Source organism: Alcaligenes sp. 13f, assembly GCF_020496585.1.
Classification (GTDB): domain Bacteria; phylum Pseudomonadota; class Gammaproteobacteria; order Burkholderiales; family Burkholderiaceae_B; genus Alcaligenes; species Alcaligenes phenolicus.
In genome coordinates this window covers 86,770-111,841 of the sequence record NZ_JAHKKC010000014.1, presented here as the reverse complement: position 1 = coordinate 111,841, position 25,072 = coordinate 86,770, and the positions used below count along the sequence as shown (strand labels likewise).

Here is a 25,072-nt window from a genome sequence, read left to right as displayed (position 1 = left end):
TTCACGCGCCTGCGAGCTTGCCCCCGGCCCGCAAACGGCCTGATGGTGTGATCTGAGGCCTGATCGACCGAAAACCGTAGAATCGTGAGCGACACCTCATCGCCTGGGCGGGAGAACAAAAAAATAAACCCCAGGGCGCAAAACCAGGGGTTTATCAGCAGTCTGAAGCGCCAACTAAATAGTTGGCGCTTTCAATATTGGGCATGCCGCTACTGGCGTCTGCTCAGTCCTATACCTTCAAACTCAAGGAAGACTGGGTATTCTGAGTTTTGCCGGAGGCGTCATAAAAGGTATTGCGGCCGGTGAAGGCTTCCAGGGCGTCCAGGTTTTGCTGGGTATCGATCAAAAAGGTATCAACCAGAATGCGGTTGTTGTCGCTGGCGTTGCGCACCTTCTCGCTCAGCTCGATCAACTGTTCCAGCTCTTGTTCCAGTTCGTCCTCTTCAGTCGCGTAGCGCAGGCCCTGGAGGTTGTTTTCCAGTTCACGCGCTTGCAGGAGCTGGGCGCGGGCCTGGTCCAGTTGTTCGATACGTTCAACCAGTTGGTATTTGCGCAGTGTGATCTGGGCCAGTTCTTGTGGCTCGAAGCTGCGCAGCAGCAGAGTGTTTTCTTCTGCCAGTAGCTGCTCGAAGTCCAGCAGGGTTTGGCGTTGATCGGCAAGACAGGTTTGCAAAGACATGGCCGTTTCAGGTGAGTTACTTGAGAAGATCGCGCACAGAGGCAATCAGGGAGTCGGCGATCCGACTGGTGTCAATTTTGAGCTCGCCGGCTGCAATGGCCTCGCGCAAGGCCTCGACTTTTTTCATGTCGACATCGGCACTGCTGTCTTGCAGGGAATTGAGCTGGCGGGCTGCAGCGCTGAAGTCCACTTCGTTGGTGCTGCTGCTGTTGTTGTACGCCTGGCGCGCACGAGGGGATGCCGTGCTGCGTTCTGCGGCAGACGTTTCAGCAAGGGGTGTCTTGAGGGGGGAGGGGCTGATCTTCACGTGTTTCTCCGTGCGGCCTGTTCTTTGCGTTGATCTTGTAACGGCGCTCTGGACGCAAACTTTAGCATGCTCATCCGATTTAGTTTAGAGAACGACCTGAACCGTGGATGCATCCAGTACCGTGGCGGAAATCACTTGCCCCGAACTGGCCTTGATCTGAATCTGGGTGCCTGGTGAGCCGCTTTGCAGCGCCTGGCCCTCGCCGGTCGCTACAAAACCCATACCGCGCGCAATGGTGCGCACCATCTGGCCGCGTGTTACCGATTGCGGGTCGCGCAGAGCCGAAGCCCGTATCGCATTGCCCAAAGGAATACGCTGGCTGGCGACATACCCGATGATCTGGTTGGGATCAATGACCACGCCATTGGCCAGAGCCAGCAAATCCCCCTCGCGCTCGAGCAGATCGTCCTGATGAATGGTCTCGCCCGGATTGATGCGGCGGTTGGTGACGTAATAGTGTCCCTGAATAGACAAGGTGGCGCTGATGGAGGTGCTCCAGCTTTGTGGGCTCAGGCAGCGCACGCCAACACTCATGCGTGATCGCAGACGTTGACCGCTGGGCAGAAATATCTGGTTCTGGGTGCAGGCAGGCATGGCGTTCAGGCGCGCGCTATCCAGGGTGATGGTGGCGATACCGGGATACATCTGCGCCAGCTTGAGCAGATAGTCCTGCGCCTGGTCCTGCATGGCTTGCACGCTCAGAGCCTGAACGCTCTCTTGAGCGCGCACGTTCGCTGTTGCACCCAGGGCGAACAGGCATACGCAGATCAGGAGTCTATATAAGGTCATGACTGAATTTTACGGACTCAGCCGCCAGGTCAAGAGCTGAACTGGCCGATAAATTGCGTTTTGTTCCCTGATTTGTGAAGCAGTGCCTCTGGCTACCATTCTGTTATGGCGGTGAAAAGGCGTGCGCGCGTTCACCTGGATCTCAAACTTGAACACAGAATATTGGCTTGACTCCATGATTGATCGCATCGGTGAGCACCTGAAGTTTTACCAGACGGCCCTGGCTGTGCGCCAGGAGCGCCAGGAGGTGCTGGCCTCCAATATTGCCAATGCCGACACGCCTAACTACAAGGCCAGGGATATGGACTTTACGGCCACCTTGAAGGCCGCTTTAGGGGGGCAGGGCCAGATGGCATTGCCCAATACCAGTTTGTCCTTGACCTCGACCCGTCATATTCCCGCCCAGGCAACCCGTCCGCCCAGCACGGACGAGTTGCTCTATCGCGTTCCTGTACAACCTTCTCTGGACGGCAACACGGTCGAGATGGATGTGGAGCGCATGCAATTTGCCGATAACACCTTGCACTATCAAAGCACGATCAACCTGGCTTCCCAGCGCTTGGAAGGCTTGATGGCGGCCTTGCAACAGTAATAGCGAGTCTTCATGTCCAGTTTCAGTATTTTCCAGATTGCCGGTTCTGCTCTGACGGCACAATCGCAGCGCTTGAACGTGTCGGCCAGCAACCTGGCTAACGCCGATAGCGTGGTTGGACCCGATGGCCAGCCCTACAAGGCCCGCCAAGTGGTGTTTCAAATGACTCCTCAGGGCAACAGCCCCGTGGGTGGCGTGCAAGTGGTGGGTGTGCAGGAAAGTGATGCGCCCGGCCGTTTGCAATATGACCCCGGCAATCCCTACGCCGACGAACAAGGCTATGTGACTCTGCCCAATGTGGATGTGGTGGCCGAGACCGTCAATATGCTGGCCGCGTCGCGCTCCTATCAGGCCAATGTGGAAGTGGTGAACACCTCCAAGAATCTGATGTTGCGCACCTTGACCATTGGTCAGTAAGCCGGTTTACGGAAGATAGAACATGAGCACAGTCAATAATGATCGCACCGCCCTGGACCCCACTGCAGGGACCATGGCTGGTGTGGATGCCCGCAACAAAAGCGCCATGGCGGAAACGGAAGACCGCTTTCTGACCATGCTGATTACGCAGCTGCGTAATCAGGACCCGCTCAACCCCATGGATAACGCCCAGGTCACGACCCAGATGGCGCAAATGTCCACGGTGGCGGGGATTCAGCAATTGAATAACACCTTGCTGGCTGTGGCCGGGCAAATGGACGTCAGTCAGTCCATGCAGGCCGCCAATCTGATCGGCAAGCAAGTGCTGGTGCCGGGCTCGAAAGTGTCCCTGGGGACCAGCCAGGATGGCGAGAAAGTGGCCATGCCCTACGGCATTGATCTGGTCAGCGGAGCGACTTCGACCGTGGTTCAGATCAAGGACAGTAGCGGCAAAGTGGTTCGTGAATACGATCTGGGCGCCAAAGACGCGGGCGTGTACTCGCTGGAGTGGGACGGCCTGGATAACGATGGTTCACCGCTGGCCGATGGTTCGTACACCGTCAGTGTATTGGCCAGTAATGACGGCACGGCCGTCACAGCCAGCCCATTGACGCATGGCAAGGTCGATAGCGTGGCTTATACCTCCAGCGGTTTGATGCTGGACCTTGGCCTGGCGGGTTCGTTCTCCCTGCTGGATATACGCAAAATCATGTAAGCGCCGCTTGCCCCAACAGCGGGCTGGGCCAACACGACATTAAAAGGAAAGTTCATGAGCTTCGGACAAGGATTGAGTGGCTTGAACGCCGCCTCCCAAAACCTGGATTCTATTGGTAATAACATCGCCAACTCGGGCACGGTGGGCTACAAGGCCTCGACCGTGCAGTTTGCGGACGTGTATGCCAACTCGCGCATCGGTCTGGGTGTGCAGGTGTCGCGGGTCAGCCAGCGTTTCTCGGTAGGTAACGTCAGCAACTCGGGTAACCAGTTCGACATGGCGATTGACGGTGCAAACGGTTTGTTCCGCCTGGAGCAAAGTAACGGCGCTGTCCTGTTCTCGCGCAATGGCCAGTTCTATCCGGACAAGGCGGGCTATCTGGTTAACGCCCAAGGTCATTACCTGACCGGTTACGGCCCAGGTGGTAGCCAGCTGGAGCGCTTGCAAGTGCCTTCGGCCAACGTGCCTCCCAAAGCCACGACCGCCCTGGATTTCAAGCCCAACCTGCCCGGTGGTGCCGAAGCAATTCCAACGACCAAAACACAGCAAAAAGTGGATGCCAACGGTGATCTGGTATTCAAGCCCAAACTGGATGCCAACGGTAATCCTGAAATGACTCCCAAGCTGGACGGTAATGGTGATCCCGTTCTGGATGGCAGCGGTAACCCCGTCATGGAGCCCGTGATGGAACCAGACATGGAAACCGTTGCGGTCAATGTGTTTGATCCCAAAGACCCCACCACTTACAGCAACGCATTCAGCTACTCCGTCTACGATTCGCTGGGTAACAGCCACGAGGTTTCCCAATACTTCGTCAAGCGCCCCGCCAATGCGGCCGGTGAGAGTGTGTGGGACGTGTATTACATGGAAGGCAGCACACCCTTGTCGCCTGCCAGCGCAACCTTGACCTTTAACGGTGCAGGTGTGATGACCAGCCCCAATCCGGCTACCGTCAATCTGACCCTGGCCAATCCGGGCGGCAATGCGTCGCCTGCTGATGATCTGGTGTTTGATGTGCGTTACACCGGCACCACCCAGTTCGGTGGCGAGTTTGCCAAGGGCAAGCCTTACCAGGATGGTTACGCCACGGGTGAGTACGCTGGCATGAGCATCGACAAGGACGGCACCATGATTGCCTCCTACACCAACGGTGTAACGCAGCGTCTGGGTTCCCTTGTTCTGGCTGACTTCAGCAACCTGCAAGGTCTGAGCCCTGTAGGCGGTAACGCCTGGGCTGAAACCGGCGCATCGGGCCAGCCTATCCTGGGTCGTCCCGGCGAGAACGGCTTGGCCACGATCAAGGGTCAGGCGGTGGAAGATTCCAACGTGGATATGGGTCAGGAACTGGTCAATATGATTATTGCCCAGCGTACCTACCAGGCGAATGCCCAGACCATCAAGACGCAGGATCAGGTTCTGCAAACCCTGGTCAACCTGCGTTAAGAGCTGTCATGGATCGCCTGATTTACACCGCCATGAATGGCGCCCAGCGCACGCTGGAGCAACAAGACGTCATTACCAACAACCTGGCCAACGTGAACACGTCCGGTTTTCGCCAGCAGCTGGCGTATTACCGTTCCGTGCCGGTCACAAGCGATGTGGGTTCGCAAACCCGCGTAGGCACGGCCACAGTGACGCCAGGCAGCCGTTTTCAACCTGGTGCGATGGCCGAGACCGGCAATGCGCTGGATGTGGCCATTGCGGGCGAGGGCTGGTTTGCCGTCCGTGCGCTGGATGGTCAGGAAGCCTATACGCGGGCAGGCGATCTGGTGGTCAATGCCCAGAACCAGCTGGTGACACAAGGTGGCTTGCCCGTGCTCAGCGCCGATGGGCAGGTCATTGAAATCCCGGATCGCGGATCGATCACGTTCTCCAGCGACGGTCAGTTGACCGCGCTGGGTGCGGGTGACAACCCACGCGATATCCAGGTGATGGGTCAATTGAAGATGGTCAATCCCCCTTCTGCTGATTTGTTGCGGGGGCAGGATGGTTTGTTTCGCATGAGCAATGGCGCGCCGGCCCCGGCTGATCCGTCGGTCCGCATGGTTTCGGGCTTTATCGAGAAAAGCAATGTGAACCCGGCTGAAGCGATGGTGGCCATGATTGCCAATGCGCGCCGCTTTGAAACCCAGATGAAGGTCATCCAGGACGCCAGCGCACGCGAAGATCGGGCCAACTCCCTACTTTCTTTTAATGGCTAAGCCGCGCTGATTGCGCAGGCGCTAGCTGCAAGGATTACACACACATGATTCGCTCTCTGTGGATTGCCAAGACCGGTCTGGAAGCCCAGCAGACCAATATGGACGTTATCTCCAATAACTTGGCCAACGTGAATACCACTGGCTTCAAACGTACCCGTGCGGTGTTTGAGGACTTGATGTACCAAACCATTCGTCAGCCTGGCGCTCAAGTCGGTGCTGCCAACCAGTTGCCTACCGGCTTGCAGGTTGGCACCGGTGTGCGCACCGTAGCTACCGAGCGTATTCATACCCAAGGTGACATGAAGCATACGGGCCACAATATGGATATCGCGATTCAGGGTAGCGGTTTCCTGCAGGTGGAAATGCCGGACGGCACGTTTGCCTACACACGTGACGGTAGCTTGCAGCGCGACCAGAATGGTCAGTTGGTGACTGCTGGCGGTTATCCCATTCAGCCCCCCATCAATATTCCTGATAACGCGCTGGAACTGACGATTGGCCGTGATGGCACCGTGTCGGTCACTCAGCCTGGTGCAGCCGGTACGAGTGTGGAAGTGGGCCAATTGCAATTGAGCACCTTCGTGAATCCGGCCGGTCTGCAAAGTATGGGCGAGAACTTGTACATCGAAACCGATGCCTCGGGTGCCGCCAACTTCCTGCAACCTGGCATGGACGGTGCTGGTCTGGTCATGCACAAGTACAACGAAACCTCCAACGTCAATGTGGCCGAGGAACTGGTCAATATGATCAGCACCCAGCGCGCCTACGAAATCAACAGCAAGGCCGTTTCCACGGCTGACCAGATGCTGGCTCGCCTGACACAGCTGTAAATCTAAAGAGATCGTGACAATGTTCCAAGCTCTGATGAGCCGTCTTGCCTTGTGTGCGCTTGTAGCCCTGTCCGGTTGTGCGCTGGTGCCCCCTGAAGATGTGGTAACCGGCCCCCTGACGGCGGCCCCGCCACCGGCGGTGCCTGCCGCCGTGGTGGCCAATGGCTCTATCTACCAGCCCTCGGCTTACGGTAACTATCCGCTGTTTGAAGACAGACGACCACGTAATGTGGGCGACATTGTCACGATCATGATCCAGGAGCGGACCAACGCGGCCAAGAATGTCTCGACCAATACGGATCGGACCGGAAGCGGTGGTCTGGACTTTACCGGCGTTCCAGCTTTCCTGCCTAACGAAGTGGGTAGCAAGCAGAACTTTGAAGTCAGTGGCTCGAACAAGGCTCAGGGCAAGGGTTCCAGCCGTGCCGACAATACTTTTAGCGGCACCTTGACGACCACCGTGGTCGGCGTTTTGCCTAACGGCAATTTGCAGGTGGCCGGTGAGAAGCAGATCGCCATTAACCGTGGCAGCGAGCACATCCGCTTTTCTGGTGTGGTGGACCCACGCTCCATTACTGGCAGCAATACGGTGTCTTCCACCCAGGTGGCCGATGCCCGTATCGAGTTTCGTAGCAAAGGGGTTATGGACGAAGTCCAGACCATGGGTTGGCTACAGCGTTTTTTCCTGAATATTTCTCCGTTCTGAGCCTTTTGCTTGCTATGGCGTTTTCCATGAGTCGTACTCGTTTTTCTTCTTATCGCCATGTGCTGCAAGCAGCCATGCTGGCGGCGGGCCTGTTGCTGGCTCCGGTCAGTCAGGCCGAGCGTATCAAGGATCTGGCATCCATTCAGGGCGTGCGAGACAACCCGCTGATCGGCTACGGTCTGGTCGTAGGTCTGGATGGCAGCGGTGACCAGGTGCGTCAGGCTCCTTTCACCCAGCAAAGCTTGACCAATATGCTGTCCCAGTTGGGGGTGACCATTCCCCAGGGCAGCAATATGCAGCTCAAGAACGTGGCGGCTGTCATGGTGACGGCCCGTCTGCCAGCCTTTGCCCGTCCTGGTCAGGCTGTGGATGTGGTCGTGTCCTCCATGGGTAATGCCAAGAGTTTGCGTGGCGGGACCTTGTTGATGACGCCCTTGAAAGGTGCGAACGGTCAGGTCTATGCCATTGCCCAAGGCAACTTGCTGGTGGGTGGGGCAGGGGCCGAAGCAGGTGGTTCCAGCGTACAGGTCAACCAGCTCAATGGCGGCACCATTCCAGGCGGCGCAACGGTCGAGCAAAGCGTACCCACGACTTACGCACGGGATGGCGTGATCAATCTGGAAATGAATTCCTCGGATTTCGGTACAGCCCAGAACGTGGTGGCGGCCCTGAACAAGCAGTTTGGTCCTTCGACCGCAACAGCGCTGGATGGTCGCTTGATTCAGGTGCGCGGTCCCTTGGATCCCCAGGCTCAAACCGCCTTTATTTCCCATGTTGAAAACCTGCAAGTGAATCTGCCACCGGCACGTGCTCGTGTGGTGATCAATGCTCGTACGGGTTCGGTGGTCATGAACCGCACGGTCACGATTGATGAAGCCGCCATTGCCTACGGCAATCTGTCCGTGGTCATTAGCCGTCAACCGCAAGTCAGCCAGCCGGATACTCCTTTTGGTGGCGGTCAGACCGTGGTGGCTGACAGCACCCAGATTGAAATGCGCAGTGATAGTGGCTCCCTGCAACGCGTAAAGACCAGTGCCAATCTGGCCGACGTGGTCCGCGCCTTGAATGCTTTGGGGGCAACCCCTCAAGACTTGTTGTCCATTTTGCAGAACCTGAAAAGCGCGGGCGCTTTGCGGGCCGATTTGGAGATCATCTAATGACGGTGCAGTACTTCCCTCGTCCGGGCACGGGAACGCAGGTTTCGATTTTTGACCCGCAACAACTGGCCCAACTGCGCCGGCAAGCCGGGCAGGACGGTCAGAATCAGGCTACCCAGCTGCAAGTGGCGCGCCAGTTCGAGTCCCTGTTCATTCAGAATATTTTGAAGCAGGCACGGGCTGCCAATCCTGAAGGTGGCCTGTTTGATACGCAGTCGGTGCGCATGGCGCAAAGTCTGGGTGATGAGCAACTGGCCATGCAGTTGGCTGACCCCGGAATCGGTTTGGCCAAAGCCTTGCAGGCCCAGATGAGCGGGCAGAACAGCGAGCCTTTTGGTGTCGCGTCCCATGATCCGGAAGCAGCCCATTCGCGCCGTGCGGATCTGCGCTCACGCATGCCCAATGACCGTTCCATCGATGCTGCATCGATAGCCGAGCTGATCGACAAGCTCAGCAATAACAACACGGTGCAGCGCGTGTACTCCTCGATTCAGGGCGCGCCCAATCATATTCGCCAGTTTGTGGACCGCATGAACACGGCCGCCAAATTGGCTGCCGAGGACAGTGGCGTTCCGGCCCAACTGATCTTGAGCCAGGCGGCGCTGGAGTCGGGCTGGGGCAAGCGTGAAATCATGCACGCAGATGGCTCCACCAGCCATAACCTGTTTGGTATCAAGGCTACGCCGTCCTGGAAGGGCAAAACGGTGGACGTCATGACGACGGAGTATCAGAACGGCGTGGCGCGCAAAATGACGCAGACCTTCCGTGCGTATGACTCCTATGCCGAGTCGTTTGCGGACTACGCGCGCCTGATCGGTAATAACAAACGCTATGAAAGCGTAAAACAAGCGGCTTCGCCTCAAGAAGCGGCGCAACGCATTCAGGAAGCGGGCTACGCCACCGACCCCTCCTACGCCAAAAAGCTGATCTCCATCATGGCCTACTTTGATGGCGGCAAGTCTTAATTATTGATACAGGTCTAAATATTGCACCAAGGTGGTCGTTAAAAAGCAGCATGTTCATTTTTCGCCTTGGACACTACGGGCCGGGCAGGACAGAAAGGATTTGATATGAATCTCGCCAACCTTGGTATTACCGGCTTGTTTGCCGCTCAAAAGCGCATGCAGGTGACGGGCCACAATATTAATAATATCGATACCGCTGGCTATAACCGCCAATCGGTCCTGGTTGAGACGGCTGGCTCGGTAGGAAGCGGCAATGGCTATTACGGCCGTGGCGTGCAGGTGGTTACCGTTCAGCGCTCCTACGACAACTTTCTGTATCAGCAGTTGGTGCGCTCGCAAACTACCGGTGCGGCTCTGGTTAGCTACGGTACGGAAATTGCCCAGCTGGACAATCTGTTCTCGGACCGCACGGTCGGCGTCAGCCCCGCCTTGCAAAACTTTTTCAATGGTCTGGAAGCCGTGGCATCGCAACCTGCGGATCCTTCGGCTCGCCAGGAACTGCTGGGCCGTGCAGAAAGCCTGGCTACCCAGATTCGTGACGCGACATCCTACATGAACCGCGTCAACGAGAACATCAATACCCAGGTCGGTACCACCGTTACCCAGATCAACAGCTATCTGGAACGGATTGATAACGTCAACAAACAGATCGTTGCTGCCAAAGGCACCACGCCCGGTCACGAACCCAATGACTTGCTGGACCAGCGCGAGCAGCTGGTGTCCGAGCTGGGGCAACTGATTGATGTGCGTACCGTCGAGCAGGATGGACGGATGAGCATCACCACCGCTGGCGGCCAGATGCTGCTGGGTGGCGAAAGTATTTACCCCTTGCACGCCGTGCGTTCGGCTGAAAACCCTGAGCGTATGGTGGTCGGCTTTACCTCCGCACTGAATGTGGACGGCAAGATGGTGGTGTCCGAGTTCCGCGAGGGCACCATTAAAGGCGGCACCTTGGGGGGCTTGTTGCAGTTCCGTCAGGAAAGCCTGGAGCCGGCTATCAATGCGCTGGGTCGCTTGGCTGTGGGTCTGGCTCACACGGTGAACGATATTCACCGTCAAGGTGTGGACCTGAAGGGTGAGGCGGGCAAAGACATGTTCAGCGTCAGCGGCCCGAAAGTGATTGCCAATGGCAATAACCCGGTCAGCAGCGGTGTGCCTGGTGTGTCTTTCTACAAAGACCCTGTTGATCCGGCTGATCCCAGCAAGGGCTACACCCAGCCAGTAGACAAACTGACGGGTGACAACTACCGCATCGAGCGCGTGGATGGTCGTTTCCAGCTGCGTAACTTGAGCAGCAACGACGTTACCCCCTTGAACGGTCCGGACAAGAACGGTGGCATTACCCGGGTGGATGGTCTGGAAATTGATGTCTCCGGCTTGAAGACCCAATCTCAGGATGGCGACTCCTGGTTGCTGCAGCCCACCGTCAATGCAGGCAGCAGCTTGCAGGTGGAGATCAAGCGCCCACAGGATATTGCTGCAGCTGATAAAGACACCGGTTCGGCTAACGGTGCCATCGCCCAGAAACTGGCGGACTTGCGCAATAGCAAGGTGCTGGCCGACGGCTCCTTGAGCCTGAACGATTCTTTTGGTCAGATCGTGAACCGTATTGCGGTGCAAACGCAGCAAAACGGCACGGCGGCCAAAGCCCAGTTAAAGCTGATCGAGCAAAACTATGCCGCTCAGCAAACCTTGTCCGGCGTGAACAAGGACGAGGAATACATCATGCTCCAGCGTTATCAGGAGCAGTATCAGGCCGCTGCCCGTCTGATTGACGTCAGCTCCCAGATGTTTGACACCCTTTTAGGCCTGCGTAGTTGAGTACGGCTCTTTAGTCTTGAAATTGGAACCTTGCTATGCGTATCAGTTCTTCTCTTTTCTTTCAGACGGGCCTGACTTCGATCAACAAGCAGCAGTCCGATCTGATGCGAGTTTTTCAGCAAATGGGCTCGCAAAAGCGCATGATCACCCCATCGGATGATCCGCTGGCCTCGGCCCAGACCATTAATCTGGCCCAGTCCCAGGCCATGGACAAGCGTTACGGTGAAAACCGTGAAGTGGCCATGCGTGCCCTGGGTGAGGAAGAAAACCTGCTCAATGCCGTCAACCTGCAGTTGCAAGGCGTGCAGACCCGTCTGGTGGAAGCCTCTACCGGCACCATGTCCGACGCGGATCGCAGCACCTTGGCCACGGTGGTGGAAAGTGCGCTGGATACTCTGTTTGGCTTTGCCAATACCAAGGATGGTTCGGGGCAATACCTGTTCTCCGGTGCCAAGGGCACGACACAGGCCTTCGAGCGTACGGGCAATACCTTCAGCTACACGGGCGACACCAACAGCCGAAATATTCAGGTTGAGCAAACTCGTCAAATGGATTCGGCCGATCATGGCCGCACCATTTTCGAGCGCGCCAATCCCGGCTCGACCGCCTATTTCACCCAGGCCAATGCCAATACGGGCTCGGCTGTAGTCAGTGCGCCTAATGGCAACTCCTCGCTGGCCGGTGCCGAAGCCCATTACACCATTCGCTTTACTTCGGAAACCGAGTACGACATCGAAGTGAATGGCGCGGTTGTCAGCCAGGGCGTACTGGACGAGAACGAGCGTCAACGCATTAATTTGCCCGGTGGCGTCAGCGTCCAGATCGAAGGCAAGCCTGCCGTCGGTGACAGTTTCGAGGTCAGCTCGGTAGACAGCACCAGCTCGGCAGACATGAACATGTTCAACACCTTGCAATCGGTGGTTGAGGCCCTGCGTAAACCTGTCAGTGGCGATCCCGCCGGGCAGGCAGAGTTCCGCAACACGATGAACTCGGCCATGCAACGTATCGGGGAAAACTTCGATAACGTGCAGACCGTGATTTCCTCGGTGGGTACGCGCATGAACGAAATTGATGCCTTGAGCGCCAACGGCGCGGCTCGTGCTTTGAACTACACCAATGAACTCTCGCGTCTGGAGGATCTGAATATTTTTCAGGCTTCCACCGATCTGGAGTTGCGCAAGGCCGCGCTGGAAATGTCGGCAATGGCGTTCCAGACGATTCAGAGCATGAGTCTGTTCAATATGAATCGCTAAGTCTGCGGTCCTTTTTTGGGTGGTTTTTCCTTAACCGGCAGTCAAGCACCACGTGCGGGAATCTTCTATGCTTTTTAAGAATTTGAGTCTGAAGGTCGGCATGACCTTTTGTATTGCTGCTCTGATGGCATTGACAGTGGCCATGGCAGGCTGGGCCCTGTATTACTTTCATGATCTGCTGGCCTTGGGCTCGGGCGACAAGGTGTTGAGCACCCTGCAAGCGCAGCAGAGCACCTTTAACATTGTGCTGACAGCAGTGCTGGTGCTGGCCGTGTTGCTGGGCCTGGCGGCTATCAGCTACTTCTTCCGTCGTGTGGTGCGTCCTTTGGGCGACTTTGCCGCGTACTTTGATGCGATTGCCAAGGGCGATCTGACTCAACGTATCCGCGTGCTGACTGCCAACGAAATCGGTGATCTGTTCGAGTCGCTGGGCCGCATGCAGGAATCCCTGGTCAAGACCACCACCACGGTGCGTCTGGGTCTGGAAGAAATTCACGCCGGTGCTCAGGAAATTGCCCAGGGCAATACCAATATCAGCAGCCGTACCGAAGAGCAGGCCGCTTCCTTGCAGCAGACTGCTGCCAGTATGGAACAACTGGCCGGTACCGTCCGCCAGAACGCCGACAACGCTCAGCAAGCCAACCAACTGGCCGCAACGGCCTCGGATGTGGCTCATCGTGGTGGCAGCGCTGTCAATGAAGTGGTCGCCACCATGCAAGGCATTTCGGCCAGCTCCAACAAGATCTCCGACATTGTGGGCGTGATCGACAGCATTGCTTTCCAGACCAATATTCTGGCCTTGAACGCCGCTGTGGAAGCGGCACGTGCTGGTGAGCAGGGCAAGGGTTTTGCGGTGGTAGCGGCTGAAGTGCGAGCCTTGGCTCAGCGCAGTGCGCAGGCCGCGCGTGAAATTACTGCCTTGATCGAAGACTCGGTGCGTAAAGTGACGGAAGGTTCCTCGCAAGTGGAACGTGCCGGCGCCACCATGCAGGAAATTGTGGATTCCGTGCGCCGTGTAACCGACATCATGGGCGAGATTACGGCGGCCACGATTGAGCAGTCCTCAGGGATTGATCAGGTGAACCGAGCTGTCTCCCAAATGGATGAAACCACGCAGTACAACGCCCGTCTGGTGGAGCAAGCTGCCCTGGCTTCTTCCGGCCTGAGCGAGCAGGTGACCAAGGTCAATCAGGCCATCGCCTTCTTCCGTTCGCCCGGTACTGAAGTCATTGATGTCAGCGCTCGCCGGGTGGCCAACCGCCGCGGCGTCAATGCCTCCACTTCCGAGTCCGAGCAGCGTCGCAGCCCATCGTTAAAGAGCAGTGCGGCAGCCAGCAAACCGGCTGGCACGGCGACCAAGGGCCTGTCTGCGCCGACGACCGCCAGGGCAGCCGCGCCGGCCAAAGCGTCGGCAGCGGCTCAGGATGATAGCCAGCGCCTGTTGCGCCCCGACCTGAGTGGCAAGCAACACGCGGCGTCCTCGGATGATGATTGGGAGGAGTTTTAATGTCTTTTCCCCGACTAAGTACCTGGGTCGGGCTGGGACGTAAGACACTGATAGGCTTGTGTTTGTTAACCCTGGCGGCGTGCGCCACCCAGGGTTCCTCCTTCAAGGCTTCGGGTTTGAACGATCTGGTCCTGGGCCAAAGTACTCGTGCCGATGCCGAGCTGTCTTTGCAAGGTCGCCCTCATCAGGTCTACCGACAGCTCGATGGCAGTGAAATGGCCGTGTGGTTCCAGGGCACAACCCTGGCAACGGATGCGGTCTATTTTCGACAGGAACTGTGGCTTCAATTCGATGCCCAGGGGCGTTTCCAGCAAGTGGTCAAACGCAGTCATATTCCTTCCATGTATCGCGAGCAGGCGCGTAGCGCCACCCCTGGCTCGGTCACGATTGAGCACCCTGGCACGGACATGATCACCATCTTGCCGGTCAGCCACTAGAGTTTTCTTTGGATTTAGCAAATGCTGGGTATTGAAAGCAGTCTTCCGTCCGCGTCCCGCGCATCTAAACGTCGTTCTTCCAAATCTTTTCGCCCAAGTTTAAAAGCCGCTTCAGGCCTGAAGATCAGCACCATGCTGATGATCTGCATGGGCTTGTTCATGGTGTTGATTGTGGCTGTCGGTGGTCTGGCAGCGTATTTCCTGCAGCAAAGCGGCGATGCCTTGCGCACCATTAATCGCCAAAGCGATCGTGCCGTACAGGTTCTGCAACTCAGTAACAATATGATGGAAGCGCGTCTTGGCTTGATGAGCGCGGCCCGTTTTTATCAGGAAGCCGGCATCGATAACGACGCCAATACGCTGCAAAGCGCAGACAATCTGGTGATTATGGCTAACCAGAAACTGGATGAGGTACGCAAGGCCTTTGCGGATATCCGTGCCAATATGCCTACCGAACCGGAGCTGCGCCGACTGGCCATGGGTCTGGTCGCTTCCTATCAGGCGTATCTGGATGATGGCATCGAGCCCATGGTGCAGGCGCTGGAGACGCGCGACTACAGTACTTTTTACTTTGTCAGTGAAGGTTTTGGGGTGCTGCGCGCCGCTACCTTCCAGTTCCGTATTGAAGAGCTGAGCAAGTTCTACAACGATCAGACGGATTTGCTGCTGGAACAGGCTCAATTGCAAACCCGCGTTGCCAATAGCGCGATTGGTTTGGGTTTGCTGATTGGCTTGGCCATTATTGTGGCGCTGCGCCTGGTGCTGGGCCGTACCGCTTTGGCTCCCCTGCGTGAAGCCGGTGTGCATTTTGACCATATTGCCAATGGCGATCTGACCAAGAAGATTACCTATCGTTCGGCCAATGAAGTCGGTGTTTTGTATGATGCCATGCGCCGCATGCAGCAAAGCTTGCAAGGCATTGTGCTGACCGTGCGCCAGGGTGTGGACGAGATTGCTTCAGGTTCCTCGCAGATTTTTGCAGGCAATACCGACTTGAGTTCCCGTACCGAACAACAAGCCGCCGCCTTGCAGGAAACGGCGGCCAGTCTGGAAGAATTGGCCAGCACGGTGCGCCAGAATGCGGACAATGCTCATCAGGCAGACCAGCTGGCTCATAACGCCGCCAAGGTTGCTCGCCAGGGTGGGGAGTCGGTCGGTGCCGTGGTCAATACCATGAACCAGATTTCTGCGCGTTCCGGCCAAGTGGCAGACATCGTTAACGTGATTGACGGTATTGCTTTCCAAACCAATATTCTGGCTTTGAACGCCGCCGTGGAAGCCGCCCGTGCCGGTGAGCAGGGCAAGGGCTTTGCGGTGGTAGCGGGCGAAGTACGCAGCCTGGCGCAGCGCAGCGCGCAAGCGGCCAAGGAAATCAAGGGCCTGATTGAAGCCTCGCAAAATGAAGTCCAGACCGGCACACAGCAAGTGGCCAGCGCGGGCGACATTATTCAGGAAGTGGTGCGCGCGGTAAATAGCGTGACCACCTTGATGAGCGAGATTTCCTCGGCCTCTCAAGAGCAAACGGCGGGTATCGAGCAGATCAATACTGCTGTGGCACAAATGGATGCTGTGGTGCAGCAAAATGCCTCGCTGGTGGAAGAGGCGGCTGCAGCAGCAGGCTCTTTGCAGTCTCAATCCGAGACCCTGGCCGAGGCGGTCTCCCAATTCAAGGTCCAGGAAGGCGATGTCATCGATATGGCCGAGCGCGACTACGATCGTTTGCGTTAAGCGCTTTGAGGGGAAAAAAAGGCGCATGCCTATAGTTGAAATCCCCTAGAAAAACAGGGTCCGCGAGGGCCATGCTGCATGGCACAATAATTCTTTGCCTATAGCCAGCAGAGACGCCCATGTCCTTCGCGATTCCCGGTGAATCCGTGGCCAAGACGGCGGTGCGCCAAAAGGCGCCCGGCATCTTGGCCTGGTTGATTGCTTACCCGCCTTTCGATCAGATGCAGGCGCAGCACTGCGATTACCTGATCGAGCATAGCGAGCTACGGTTTTTTTCAGCCGGACAGGTGCTGTTGGAAGAAGGCGCGCGTGTTGACCAGCTCTACCTTGTTCGCCAAGGTCAGATCTCCAGCCAGGAACACGGTGAAACTCACGAGTATGTGGAAGGGGATCTTCTGCCCGTGCGTGAACTGGTCTCGGGTCAGGCTCTGGACAGTGATTACCTGGTGCAGGAAGACTGCTTTACCTTGTGCGTGGCTGGTGAAGCCGTTGCCCATCTGCTGACCATCAGCGAGCCTTTTCGGGATTACTGCTTGCGTGGTGCCAGCAGCCTGCTGGCCTCGGTCTGGCGCAGTGCCCAGAAAAGTGCCAGCGCCGACCTGGGTGCCAGCTACACGCTGGACATGAGTCTGCAAGCCCTGACAGAACGCGGTTTGCTCAGCTGTTTGCCGGATTGTCCGGTCGAGCAGGCGGTCAAGGACATGCACGAGCGTCAGGTCAGCAGCATGGTGGTGGTCAATCCGGACCAGCATTTGCTGGGCATCTTCACCTTGCGAGACTTGCGCCGTTTGGTAGCCGGTGGTCAATACGATCCGACCCAGGCCATGTCTCAAGTCATGACACCGGACCCGGTCTGGCTGGCTCCCCAATCCTCGGCCTTTGATGCGGCTTTGCTGATGGTAGAGCATCAGATCGGCCATATCTGTCTGGTTCAAGACCATAAAGTCGTGGGCATGGTGTCCGAGCGCGATGTGTTCTCCTTGCAGCGCGTGGATCTGGTGCATTTGTCGCGTGCCTTGCGCTGTGCCCAGGACGTGTCCGTGCTGGTACGTCTGCAGTCCGATATTGGTCGGCTGGTGGATGCCATGCTGGCTCACGGTGCGCGTTCTGAACAGCTGACTGCGGTGATTACGCGTTTGAATGATCACACGGTTCAGCGCACGATTGAACTGAGCTTGCCCGGCTCCGGGCTGGATGGCATCGAGTTCTGCTGGTTGGCTTTTGGTAGTCAGGCTCGTGGCGAGCAAACCCGTCATACCGATCAGGACAATGGCATTTTGTTTGCCGCCCATTCGCCCGAACAGGCCCAAGCCCATCGCGCCTTGCTCCTGCCTTTTGCGCGTCGGGTGAACGAGGCCCTGGACCGCTGCGGGATGGCCTGGTGCACTGGCAATATCATGGCCAGCAATCCTGACCTTTGCCTGTCTGAAGCCGAATGGCTGCATCGTTTCCAGATCATGATTGAACGGCCTGCGCCCGAGCAATTGCTGGAGTCCACGATTTACTTTGACTGCCGCGCCATCTGGGGCCAGAGCAGTATGCTGCAACGCATGCAGCGCCGGGTACTGGGCATGGTGAACGATAACCCTGTGTTCCAGCGCATGCTGGCTCAAAGTACCTGTCAGACCCGTATTCCCAGCGGTAAAAAGCGCAGTCGTCTGGAAGCGCTGATGGGGCAGGGCGATGACAAGCTGGACATCAAGAAACAGGCCTTGGCACCGATGGTGGATGTGCTGCGGGTGCTGGCCCTGGCGCATGGTTGCGAACTGGCCTCGTCCATGGACAGGCTGGCCGTGCTGACTCAGCGCGGTGTCTTCACAGACGAGGAGTCAGAGGGCCTGTGCGAGGCCTACCGCTATTTGCAATTGCTGCGCTTGCAACATCATCAAACCCAGTTGCAGCAGGGGCAGGAGCCCAACAATCTGGTGCGTTTGAGTACTTTAGGTGCACTGGATGCACGTGTCTTGCGTGAAGCCTTGTCGCAAGTGCGCCGTGCCCAACGTATTCTGGCTTTCCGGTATCGCTTATGAAACTGTTTTCCTGGCTACCTTGGCGTAAATCCTCTTTTGCCGCACGCAGTCCCTCCTTGTCCTGGAGTGGGGTGGACGAACTGGCTTTGGACGAAGCGGCCTTTACTGTGCTGGATCTGGAAACCAGTGGTCTGGAGCCCAAGCGCCACCATATTGTTCAGATGGGTGCGGTCCGCCTGGAAAACGGTTCGATTGCCTTGGGCAATATCTGGTCCGGTCTGGTTCGGTCCCAGGGTGAGCGTAGTCATGAAAGTCTGCTGATTCATGAGATCAGCCCGCAACAACAGGAAGAAGGCGAGCCACTACCCCAGCTGATGCGGGACTTTGCCCGCTATTCCGAAAATACGGTATGGGTCGCCTGGGATGCCGACTTTGATCTGGCGTTTCTGGATCGTGCCTGGCCGAAGGCGGGCCTGGAACAGGCCCGGCCTTTGGCTCTGGATTTGGCTGAACTGGCTGCCTGTGTATTGCCCGACTGGCGTGGTCGTCGTCTGGGCCTGGACGATTGCCTGAAATATTGTGGCCTGCCGGTAAGTGACCGCCATGATGCCTTGGGAGATGCCCTGGTCAGTGCACAGTTGATGCAATTACTGATTGGGCGCGCCAAGCAAAAAGGCATCCTGACCATAGGCCAGGCTCGGCGCTTGATGCAATCGCACAAGCAGCGGCAGGCGCACGCGTTTTAAGAGCCTGCCAGCCCCAGCGCGACCCGCATCATGGCTTCGTAGCCGGAGTTGAATAGCTGGGTCAGGAAGGGCGTAGTCTGAGGAATGACCACGGTCAGCAAGGTCAGGCCGATTGTCAGCGTAATTGGGAAACCCACAGCAAAAATCGTCAATTGCTGGGCGGTACGGTTCAAGATCCCAAAGGCCAGGTTAATGGTCAACAGCACGATAATCAGCGGCAGGGCCAGCAACATGCCTGACACCCACAATTCGCTGCTCCAATCGAGCAAGGCACCCCAGCCATTGATGTTCAGGTCCGCGCCGATGGGCAGCACATGGAAGGTGCGCACCAGCACACCCAGCAAGAGCAGGTGGCCGTTCAGGGCCAGAAAGGTCAGCACCGCAATCACGTTCAACAGCCGCGACAGCACGGCCGTATTCGCGCCGGTAGCGGGGTCAAAGAATGAGGCAAAAGACAGGCCCATTTGCAGGCCGATAAACTCGCCCGCTGTCTGTACCGCTGCAAACACGATGCGCATGGTCAAACCCAGCGCGACACCGATGAACACTTGCTGCGCGGCAATCAGCAGGGCCTCGTAAGAGGCTGTGGGCAGATCGGGTAGGGGCGGTAGCGAGGGCGCGATAATCAGGGTCAGGATAAAGCCCAGGCCTATTTTGGCCCGCTTGGGGATGGCGGATTCGCTAAAAAAGGGAACGGTAGCCAGGGTGGCCAGAATACGGATGAAGGGCCACAGAAAGGCGTTGAGCCAGGCATAGAGCTGGGCGGAGTTCAGGTCGAGCACGGCACGCCTAGGGCCTGTTCAGTGGGCAAGGCATGGCACTTTGCCCGTCACGGATTTGCGTACTCACGGAAGGCTCCTTGTCGCGCTGGTCGGTCTTAGTTGACCAGCCCGGGAATGCCACGCAACAGGCCCTGCATGTAGTCGACCATATTGTTGATCAACCAGGGGCCCAGCAGCACCACCGTAATGCCCATGGCCAGCAGCTTGGGGATGAAAGACAGCGTCATCTCGTTGATCTGGGTGGCTGCCTGGAAAATACTGATGCCCAGACCGACCACCAGCACCACGATCAACATGGGACCGGCCATGGACAGGGCCAGTTTCAGGGCGGTATAGGTCATGGACATGACGGTTTCGGGAGTCATGACAGTCCTTTATTGGTAGAAGCTGCGGGCGAGGGAACCCAGCAGCAGATGCCACCCATCGGCCAGCACAAACAGCATGAGCTTGAAGGGCAGCGAGATGGTCACGGGTGGGACCATCATCATCCCCAGGGACATCAGGACGCTGGCAATCACCAGGTCAATGATCAGAAAGGGGATAAAAATCGTAAAGCCGATCTGGAAGGCGGTTTTCAGCTCGCTGGTTACAAAAGCCGGCACCAGTACGCGCAAGGGGACATCTTCCGGGGATTCCAGTTCTGCCACGCCCGCCATATCGCCAAACAGCTTCAAGTCCGCTTCGCGGGTCTGGTGCAGCATGAAGGTTTTCAGGGGCTGGGCGCCTTGCTCCAGTGCAGTTTCAAAGCTGATCTTGTTTTCTGACAAGGGCTTGTAGGCGTCCTGATACACCTGATCAAACACCGGTGACATCACAAAGAAAGTCAGAAACAGGGCCAGGCCCACCAGCACGGTGTTGGGCGGCGCCGTACCTGTTCCCATTGCATTGCGCAGCAGACCCAGCACAATGATGACGCGGGTAAAGCCGGTCATCATCAGCAAGGCCGCAGGCAGGAAGGACATCATGGTCAGCATGGCCAGCGTCTGGATGCTGAGTGACCAGGTTTGCGAGCCGTTCGGGCCTGCTGTGCTGGTAATGGCCGGAACAGCCTGGGCCCAGGCCTCGGAAGGCAGGAGCAGGCTGATCAGGGCCAGAAGCAGCATCAGGCCGATGCGCTGGGCGGGAGAGAGGAGTGCGGTCATGATGCGGTCAGCGGGGTGCACGGTGCTGGTCCAGATGGGCCTGGAAGTCCGGCTCGGAGCCAGCGGGCGTCGTGGTGTGCAGCAGGCTGATCTGCTGAGGGGTGATGCCTATCAGAATTTCGCGGTCATCAATCTGGACCAAGGCCACGCTGCTGCGCGGCCCCAGGCGTTGATTGTCCAGAATCTTGATGCGTTGCTGGTTTTTGTTTTTCAGCAGCCCGCCTCGGCGGGCAACCCAGGCTGCCGCCAGAATCAGGCCTACAACCAGCAGCAGGCTGAGCATGATTCTGACGAGCTGGGCTTGTTCCATGTTCTAGCGGCGGCCGTTCAGGCGTTGGATACGATCCGATGGAGTCACGATGTCGGTGACGCGAATACCGTATTTATCGTCCACCACGACCACTTCGCCTTGGGCGATCAGGTAGCCGTTCACGTAAATATCCAGCGGTTCGCCAGCCAGACCGTCCAGCTCCACCACGGAGCCCTGGCCCAGTTGCAGAATGTTCTTGATAGTCAGACGTGTGCGACCCAGCTCCACCGACAGCTGGACCGGGATGTCCATAATCATGTCGATATCGGTGGTGGCGTTCGCCTCGGCGTGCTCCATGGGCGGGAACAGATTGCTGGCCGGGCTGGGTTCGTGCACAGGCGTGGCTGCGCTTTGCTCGGCCAGTGCCGAGGCCCAGTCATCCTCCAGGGGCTGTTCCAGTCCTTGGGCTTGGGTGCTGCTTTGGCTGCCAGCCTGTTGCTGAGCCATCGCGGCTGCCCAGTCGTCCTCGGGCGCAGACCGGTCGTTAGGGTTGTGAGGGTCGCTCATAGGGACTTACCTTTAGTCAAATCGCTGTCGTTGGTGGCCAAGATGTTTTCTACCCGCAAGGAGTAGCGGCCACCGGAGGTGCCGTAGCGGCATTCCAGAACCGGCACGCCATCCACGTGGGCTTCAATAAGAGTGGGGATTTCAATCGGCAAGACATCATTGGCCTTTAACTGGGTCAGCTCGGCAATGGTCATGTCTATATTGACGAAGTTGGCAATCAGTTCAACTTCGGCGCTGCGCACTTGTCGTGACAATTGCTGGGTCCAGCGCTGGTCAATATCGTTGGTGCCTTTGTCCTGCAAGGGGCGGGTCAGCAGATCGCGCAGCGGCTCAATCATGGAGTAGGGCAGGCAGATATTCAGATTGCCACCCTGGGCACCAAATTCAATATTGAAAGAGGTCACCACCACGATGTCATTGCTGCTGCTGATGCTGGCAAACTTGGTATGCATCTCCGAGCGCATGTACTCCGCTTCCAGCGGGTAGATGGACTCCCAGGCACCGCAGTAGCTCTCCAGCGTCAGGGTCAGCAAACGCTGGATGATGCGCTGCTCGGTCGTGGTGAAATCCCGGCCTTCGACGCGGGTGTTGTAGCGGCCATGGCCACCAAACAGGCTGTCGATAATCAGGAAGACCAGGTTCGGGTCGAAGGTAAACAGCGACACGCCCCGCAAGGGCTTTAAGGCAACCATGTTCAGGTTGCTGGGCACGGGCAGGTTGCGCTCGAAGTCCGAGTACTTCTGAATACGAATGGAACCGACGGTGATGTCTGCGTTGCGGCGCATGAAGCTGAGCATGGTCGAGCGCAAACGACGGGCAAAGCGCTCGTTGATCAGCTCCAGGGTCTGCATGCGGTGACGCACTACCCGGTCTGGCGAGGTCAGGTCATAGGCCCGTACGCCAGTCAGGTTTTCGTTCAAGGGCTTGGTGTCAGCGCCTTCGCCGGTAACACCGGCCAGCAGTGCATCGACTTCGTCTTGGGATAGGAAGCTCTGATACGACATTTATTGGATGACAAAGGCGGTGAACAGGACATCATTGATGTTCGGTACAGCGGTGTTGGGCGCGTAGGGCTCTTTCAGGCCGGCGCTCAGCTGTGCAACCAGGGCTTGACGCCCTTCGGAGGTCTGGATGTAGGTGGGGCGCTGTTCAGCCAGAATCTTGAGCACGCGATCACGCACCATGGGCATGTACTCCACCAGCATGGAGCGCGAACCATCGTCCTGGACACGCAAGGTGATGCCTACGTACAAGATGCGCGAGCGGCCATTCTCGTTCAGGGTGACGGTAAAGGGGTCCAGCGGCGCAAAAATGGGTTTGGCATTGACCTTGACCACCGGCGGTTCATCCGGGGCAGGGGCCGCTTCAACCGATTGGCCTTTTTCCGCCCAGGCCAACCAGGCAGGCGTGCTGCTTTGTTGCAGGGAGTAGTACAGCGTTGCGCCCACGCTAGCGGCGATAATAAACAGAACCAGCAGACCGGTTTTCATCAGGCGTGCAAGTTTGGTGGGTGCTTTTCGGGCCATGTGATGTGAGCGATGTATTTTCTAGCGTATTACAAACAGACAAACGCATGTCGGGCCTGAGCCTGACTGCATGCCTGAGCTATTGTGCCGGAGGTCAGACAGGACAGGCCCGGCGAATAGACGCTGCTTTTCGAGCTTAATCATGCTTTTTGCCGGGCTGTCTGTGGGACTGTGAATCAGGCGAAGGTATCAACCAGCGCGTCGGGGTTCAGCGAGCGTGTGGCGCTGCTGTTCACCAAGGGGCTGCTTTCGTCAGCGGAAGCCACGCCGTTCAGGCTGAAGGCGGGTTGATCGCCTTGATTGCCCCTGGCGGCCAGTTGCTCGTGAAAGGCCTGGTGCGAGGCGTGCTGGTCGCCTACGTCAGCCTGTCCCAAGGTCAGCCCGTTTTCTGCAAACTGCTGTTGCAGCTGCTGCAAGGATTGTTCCAGGGCGTGGCGGACTTGAGCATGGGGCGAGGTGATCATGGCGTGGGCCATCCCATCCTGCATTTGCAAGGTAATGCGCAAGGGGCCCAGTTCGGGTGGGTCCAGACGAATGTCGGCGCTTTGAACGCCGCCTTGAGCCTGTTGGGCCAAGGTAATCATTTGACGACCCATGGCCGCCCCCCATTCGGGGGACTGGACCGGCGTGGCAATGGCCAGCGTCAGGGGGCTGGGCAAGGCGGCCGGGCTGTTGGCCTGGACTGCGCTGGGTGCGGCGCCAAGTTGCGCTAGCAGGGAAGCATCCAGAGCGGGCAGGTTCAGATTCACGCCGGCACGGGCATCGTCAGCAATTTGTCGACCAAAGCTAGCCAAGGAAGCCGACGCTTCATCCATCAAACGTGTCTGGGATGAGGGCACATTAGCGGCGATGCCAGTGCCTGGCGGGTTGTTGTTCAGCACTTGTGCTGTGTTCACCGCTGGTTTGCGAGCAGTGGTGGCAGCCAGCGGATTGCTGGTTTCAACGGCTTTAGGCAAGACCAGTTCGGCGCTCAGATCAAGCTCGGCTTCTGCTTCAACAGCGTTCAATGGCGCGGTCTGAGCTTGACGGCTACTTGGCTCGACGGCCAGATTCTGGCGTGTGTTGATGGCGCTCAGTGGCAGTTTGCTATCGGTTTGGGCACTTTTGGGGTCGACCTTGCTGCTCTTGATGGCCTGTACTTGCGAAAGAATCGACAAGGCCATGGCAGGCAGGCCGCTATCGGCCGGGGCATCAGTGTCAAGTTCCAGATCGCTCTGATCGGCAATCAGCAGGGCCGGGTCTTTGATCAAGGGGTCCAGCTCGCTGGCACCAGCCTGTTCGGCCACGGCGTCAGCCAGCCTGGGGCTGTCGGCGGGAACCTGGGTTTTGGTGCTGTCCTGCTTGGCGGCTGCCGGTGTCTTGCCAGCCCCTTTGTGTTGCACCTGCTGCTGTTGGGTTTGCAGATGCTGGGCAAAGCCTTCGTCTTTGGGCGCATGCGCAGCCGCAGGCCCGGCCGTGTTGGTGACGGGGGCCGAGGGTGCGGCAGGGGCCGCAGGTAAAACCGAAAGAGTGGGCGAAGTCATGGCGGCGCTTGTTTAATAGGCGGTCTGGCTACGGGTAAAGAGACGAGCAGCGATTTCATCGCTGTTACGTTGTTCCATTCTTTGTTGCTGGACTTGCTGGGTCTGGAGACGGCGGTCGATCAATGTTTCATACGCTTTCAGGCGCTGCTGATGGCCATACCAGACCTGGCGTCCCTGTTCCATTTTCTCTTCCAGCGCTTGGATGACACTATTTTGCTGGGAAATGGCCTGGTCCAATGTCACGATAAAGCGCCGGAAATTGTGGTAGTTCGCCATGGTTACCCCAGTTTGGCCCACATCCAGCAGGCGCTGGGCGTAGTCCTGGCGATAAGTCTGCAACATTTCCAGCTGCGACTGGGCCGCATCGCGTTCTGTTCGCAGCTCCTGCAGATGGCGGGCCGCGTCGTCCACATTGTTCTGACTGAGATCGACCAGCGTATGTAAAGAAGCGTTGGCTTTCAT

The 25,072-nt window shown here is 57.7% G+C and carries 28 protein-coding genes; 16 read left to right on the top strand and 12 right to left on the bottom strand.

What is annotated here, in order from left to right:
- Positions 1–229 precede the first annotated feature (229 nt).
- The 3 genes from flgN to flgA form a co-directional block, all read right to left on the bottom strand.
- A complete protein-coding gene (flgN, locus tag KOE80_RS13455) occupies positions 230–679 on the bottom strand; it encodes a flagellar export chaperone FlgN (RefSeq protein WP_226349339.1) in 450 nt (149 codons plus the stop codon).
- A gap of 16 nt (positions 680–695) precedes the next feature.
- Positions 696–986 (bottom strand): flagellar biosynthesis anti-sigma factor FlgM, encoded by a 291-nt coding sequence (gene flgM / locus KOE80_RS13450; RefSeq protein ID WP_153229546.1) that lies wholly within the window; start codon positions 984–986, stop codon positions 696–698.
- Positions 987–1,070: 84 nt separating this feature from the next.
- Positions 1,071–1,775, bottom strand: coding sequence for a flagellar basal body P-ring formation chaperone FlgA (gene flgA, locus KOE80_RS13445; RefSeq protein WP_035269039.1), 705 nt, complete (start codon positions 1,773–1,775; stop codon positions 1,071–1,073).
- A 175-nt stretch (positions 1,776–1,950) separates the two neighbouring features.
- Here flgA and flgB point away from each other — a divergent pair, with 175 nt between their 5' ends.
- The 16 genes from flgB (at position 1,951) to KOE80_RS13365 (ending at position 18,820) form a co-directional block, all read left to right on the top strand.
- Positions 1,951–2,367 carry a flagellar basal body rod protein FlgB gene (gene flgB, locus KOE80_RS13440; protein WP_226349338.1) on the top strand — a complete coding sequence of 139 codons (417 nt, stop codon included), beginning with the start codon at positions 1,951–1,953 and terminating at the stop codon, positions 2,365–2,367.
- Positions 2,368–2,379: 12 nt separating this feature from the next.
- On the top strand, positions 2,380–2,784 hold the full coding sequence (gene flgC / locus KOE80_RS13435) for a flagellar basal body rod protein FlgC (RefSeq protein WP_009458120.1): 405 nt from the start codon (positions 2,380–2,382) through the stop codon (positions 2,782–2,784).
- A 22-nt stretch (positions 2,785–2,806) separates the two neighbouring features.
- Entirely contained in the window at positions 2,807–3,499 is a 693-nt protein-coding gene (locus tag KOE80_RS13430) for a flagellar hook capping FlgD N-terminal domain-containing protein (RefSeq protein WP_035269042.1), read from the top strand.
- A gap of 54 nt (positions 3,500–3,553) precedes the next feature.
- Positions 3,554–4,942 carry a flagellar hook protein FlgE gene (locus tag KOE80_RS13425; RefSeq protein ID WP_009458116.1) on the top strand — a complete coding sequence of 463 codons (1,389 nt, stop codon included), beginning with the start codon at positions 3,554–3,556 and terminating at the stop codon, positions 4,940–4,942.
- Positions 4,943–4,950: 8 nt separating this feature from the next.
- A complete protein-coding gene (flgF, locus tag KOE80_RS13420; RefSeq protein ID WP_009458114.1) occupies positions 4,951–5,700 on the top strand; it encodes a flagellar basal-body rod protein FlgF in 750 nt (249 codons plus the stop codon).
- A 44-nt stretch (positions 5,701–5,744) separates the two neighbouring features.
- A complete protein-coding gene (flgG, locus tag KOE80_RS13415; RefSeq protein ID WP_021446824.1) occupies positions 5,745–6,530 on the top strand; it encodes a flagellar basal-body rod protein FlgG in 786 nt (261 codons plus the stop codon).
- A gap of 19 nt (positions 6,531–6,549) precedes the next feature.
- Positions 6,550–7,236 carry a flagellar basal body L-ring protein FlgH gene (locus KOE80_RS13410; RefSeq protein WP_009458110.1) on the top strand — a complete coding sequence of 229 codons (687 nt, stop codon included), beginning with the start codon at positions 6,550–6,552 and terminating at the stop codon, positions 7,234–7,236.
- A 26-nt stretch (positions 7,237–7,262) separates the two neighbouring features.
- Positions 7,263–8,393, top strand: coding sequence for a flagellar basal body P-ring protein FlgI (locus KOE80_RS13405; protein WP_083053887.1), 1,131 nt, complete (start codon positions 7,263–7,265; stop codon positions 8,391–8,393).
- Positions 8,393–9,358, top strand: a complete 966-nt coding sequence (flgJ, locus tag KOE80_RS13400) for a flagellar assembly peptidoglycan hydrolase FlgJ (RefSeq protein WP_226349337.1) — start codon at positions 8,393–8,395, stop codon at positions 9,356–9,358. Before KOE80_RS13405 ends, flgJ begins: the two co-directional genes overlap by 1 nt.
- Positions 9,359–9,463: 105 nt before the next feature.
- Positions 9,464–11,179: a flagellar hook-associated protein FlgK gene (gene flgK, locus KOE80_RS13395; protein WP_009458104.1), complete on the top strand. Its 1,716-nt coding sequence runs from the start codon at positions 9,464–9,466 to the stop codon at positions 11,177–11,179.
- 35 nt (positions 11,180–11,214) lie between these two features.
- Positions 11,215–12,432 (top strand): flagellar hook-associated protein FlgL, encoded by a 1,218-nt coding sequence (flgL, locus tag KOE80_RS13390; protein WP_088452375.1) that lies wholly within the window; start codon positions 11,215–11,217, stop codon positions 12,430–12,432.
- A gap of 67 nt (positions 12,433–12,499) precedes the next feature.
- Complete coding sequence (locus tag KOE80_RS13385) at positions 12,500–13,939, top strand: methyl-accepting chemotaxis protein (protein ID WP_319002427.1); 1,440 nt, start codon at positions 12,500–12,502, stop codon at positions 13,937–13,939.
- Positions 13,939–14,376 (top strand): hypothetical protein, encoded by a 438-nt coding sequence (locus KOE80_RS13380; protein WP_042487528.1) that lies wholly within the window; start codon positions 13,939–13,941, stop codon positions 14,374–14,376. Before KOE80_RS13385 ends, KOE80_RS13380 begins: the two co-directional genes overlap by 1 nt.
- 21 nt (positions 14,377–14,397) lie before the next feature.
- Positions 14,398–16,104, top strand: a complete 1,707-nt coding sequence (locus tag KOE80_RS13375; RefSeq protein WP_226349336.1) for a methyl-accepting chemotaxis protein — start codon at positions 14,398–14,400, stop codon at positions 16,102–16,104.
- A gap of 119 nt (positions 16,105–16,223) precedes the next feature.
- The gene (locus tag KOE80_RS13370) at positions 16,224–18,134 is read left to right on the top strand and encodes a DUF294 nucleotidyltransferase-like domain-containing protein (RefSeq protein WP_137431359.1); all 1,911 of its coding nucleotides are present in this window, start codon (positions 16,224–16,226) and stop codon (positions 18,132–18,134) included.
- Positions 18,131–18,820: a PolC-type DNA polymerase III gene (locus KOE80_RS13365; protein WP_203144952.1), complete on the top strand. Its 690-nt coding sequence runs from the start codon at positions 18,131–18,133 to the stop codon at positions 18,818–18,820. The genes KOE80_RS13370 and KOE80_RS13365 overlap by 4 nt, the downstream gene beginning before the upstream one ends.
- On the opposite strand, the gene fliR is transcribed toward KOE80_RS13365, so the two are convergent.
- From fliR to fliJ, 9 genes are all read right to left on the bottom strand, one after another.
- Positions 18,817–19,602, bottom strand: coding sequence for a flagellar biosynthetic protein FliR (gene fliR / locus KOE80_RS13360; RefSeq protein ID WP_042487514.1), 786 nt, complete (start codon positions 19,600–19,602; stop codon positions 18,817–18,819). The genes KOE80_RS13365 and fliR overlap by 4 nt on opposite strands.
- A 95-nt stretch (positions 19,603–19,697) precedes the next feature.
- On the bottom strand, positions 19,698–19,967 hold the full coding sequence (gene fliQ / locus KOE80_RS13355; RefSeq protein WP_003804652.1) for a flagellar biosynthesis protein FliQ: 270 nt from the start codon (positions 19,965–19,967) through the stop codon (positions 19,698–19,700).
- A gap of 9 nt (positions 19,968–19,976) precedes the next feature.
- Complete coding sequence (fliP, locus tag KOE80_RS13350; protein ID WP_035269878.1) at positions 19,977–20,744, bottom strand: flagellar type III secretion system pore protein FliP; 768 nt, start codon at positions 20,742–20,744, stop codon at positions 19,977–19,979.
- 7 nt (positions 20,745–20,751) lie between these two features.
- Complete coding sequence (fliO, locus tag KOE80_RS13345; RefSeq protein WP_226349335.1) at positions 20,752–21,054, bottom strand: flagellar biosynthetic protein FliO; 303 nt, start codon at positions 21,052–21,054, stop codon at positions 20,752–20,754.
- A 3-nt stretch (positions 21,055–21,057) separates the two neighbouring features.
- Complete coding sequence (gene fliN, locus KOE80_RS13340) at positions 21,058–21,561, bottom strand: flagellar motor switch protein FliN (protein ID WP_226349334.1); 504 nt, start codon at positions 21,559–21,561, stop codon at positions 21,058–21,060.
- Entirely contained in the window at positions 21,558–22,565 is a 1,008-nt protein-coding gene (fliM, locus tag KOE80_RS13335) for a flagellar motor switch protein FliM (protein WP_009458081.1), read from the bottom strand. The genes fliN and fliM overlap by 4 nt, the downstream gene beginning before the upstream one ends.
- Positions 22,566–23,051, bottom strand: coding sequence for a flagellar basal body-associated FliL family protein (locus KOE80_RS13330; RefSeq protein ID WP_226349333.1), 486 nt, complete (start codon positions 23,049–23,051; stop codon positions 22,566–22,568).
- Between the two features lie 212 nt (positions 23,052–23,263).
- The gene (locus tag KOE80_RS13325; RefSeq protein WP_226349332.1) at positions 23,264–24,610 is read right to left on the bottom strand and encodes a flagellar hook-length control protein FliK; all 1,347 of its coding nucleotides are present in this window, start codon (positions 24,608–24,610) and stop codon (positions 23,264–23,266) included.
- A gap of 12 nt (positions 24,611–24,622) precedes the next feature.
- Positions 24,623–25,072 (bottom strand): flagellar export protein FliJ, encoded by a 450-nt coding sequence (fliJ, locus tag KOE80_RS13320; protein WP_009458076.1) that lies wholly within the window; start codon positions 25,070–25,072, stop codon positions 24,623–24,625.

Coding starts and splice junctions, on each gene's coding strand:
- flgN (WP_226349339.1), bottom strand. CDS start 679: ATGTCTTTGCAAACCTGTCTTGCCGATCAACGCCAAACCCTGCTGGAC.
- flgA (WP_035269039.1), bottom strand. CDS start 1,775: ATGACCTTATATAGACTCCTGATCTGCGTATGCCTGTTCGCCCTGGGT.
- flgB (WP_226349338.1), top strand. CDS start 1,951: ATGATTGATCGCATCGGTGAGCACCTGAAGTTTTACCAGACGGCCCTG.
- flgC (WP_009458120.1), top strand. CDS start 2,380: ATGTCCAGTTTCAGTATTTTCCAGATTGCCGGTTCTGCTCTGACGGCA.
- KOE80_RS13430 (WP_035269042.1), top strand. CDS start 2,807: ATGAGCACAGTCAATAATGATCGCACCGCCCTGGACCCCACTGCAGGG.
- KOE80_RS13425 (WP_009458116.1), top strand. CDS start 3,554: ATGAGCTTCGGACAAGGATTGAGTGGCTTGAACGCCGCCTCCCAAAAC.
- flgF (WP_009458114.1), top strand. CDS start 4,951: ATGGATCGCCTGATTTACACCGCCATGAATGGCGCCCAGCGCACGCTG.
- flgG (WP_021446824.1), top strand. CDS start 5,745: ATGATTCGCTCTCTGTGGATTGCCAAGACCGGTCTGGAAGCCCAGCAG.
- KOE80_RS13410 (WP_009458110.1), top strand. CDS start 6,550: ATGTTCCAAGCTCTGATGAGCCGTCTTGCCTTGTGTGCGCTTGTAGCC.
- KOE80_RS13405 (WP_083053887.1), top strand. CDS start 7,263: ATGAGTCGTACTCGTTTTTCTTCTTATCGCCATGTGCTGCAAGCAGCC.
- flgJ (WP_226349337.1), top strand. CDS start 8,393: ATGACGGTGCAGTACTTCCCTCGTCCGGGCACGGGAACGCAGGTTTCG.
- flgK (WP_009458104.1), top strand. CDS start 9,464: ATGAATCTCGCCAACCTTGGTATTACCGGCTTGTTTGCCGCTCAAAAG.
- flgL (WP_088452375.1), top strand. CDS start 11,215: ATGCGTATCAGTTCTTCTCTTTTCTTTCAGACGGGCCTGACTTCGATC.
- KOE80_RS13385 (WP_319002427.1), top strand. CDS start 12,500: ATGCTTTTTAAGAATTTGAGTCTGAAGGTCGGCATGACCTTTTGTATT.
- KOE80_RS13380 (WP_042487528.1), top strand. CDS start 13,939: ATGTCTTTTCCCCGACTAAGTACCTGGGTCGGGCTGGGACGTAAGACA.
- KOE80_RS13375 (WP_226349336.1), top strand. CDS start 14,398: ATGCTGGGTATTGAAAGCAGTCTTCCGTCCGCGTCCCGCGCATCTAAA.
- KOE80_RS13370 (WP_137431359.1), top strand. CDS start 16,224: ATGTCCTTCGCGATTCCCGGTGAATCCGTGGCCAAGACGGCGGTGCGC.
- KOE80_RS13365 (WP_203144952.1), top strand. CDS start 18,131: ATGAAACTGTTTTCCTGGCTACCTTGGCGTAAATCCTCTTTTGCCGCA.
- fliQ (WP_003804652.1), bottom strand. CDS start 19,967: ATGACTCCCGAAACCGTCATGTCCATGACCTATACCGCCCTGAAACTG.
- fliP (WP_035269878.1), bottom strand. CDS start 20,744: ATGACCGCACTCCTCTCTCCCGCCCAGCGCATCGGCCTGATGCTGCTT.
- fliO (WP_226349335.1), bottom strand. CDS start 21,054: ATGGAACAAGCCCAGCTCGTCAGAATCATGCTCAGCCTGCTGCTGGTT.
- fliN (WP_226349334.1), bottom strand. CDS start 21,561: ATGAGCGACCCTCACAACCCTAACGACCGGTCTGCGCCCGAGGACGAC.
- fliM (WP_009458081.1), bottom strand. CDS start 22,565: ATGTCGTATCAGAGCTTCCTATCCCAAGACGAAGTCGATGCACTGCTG.
- KOE80_RS13330 (WP_226349333.1), bottom strand. CDS start 23,051: ATGAAAACCGGTCTGCTGGTTCTGTTTATTATCGCCGCTAGCGTGGGC.
- KOE80_RS13325 (WP_226349332.1), bottom strand. CDS start 24,610: ATGACTTCGCCCACTCTTTCGGTTTTACCTGCGGCCCCTGCCGCACCC.
- fliJ (WP_009458076.1), bottom strand. CDS start 25,072: ATGAAAGCCAACGCTTCTTTACATACGCTGGTCGATCTCAGTCAGAAC.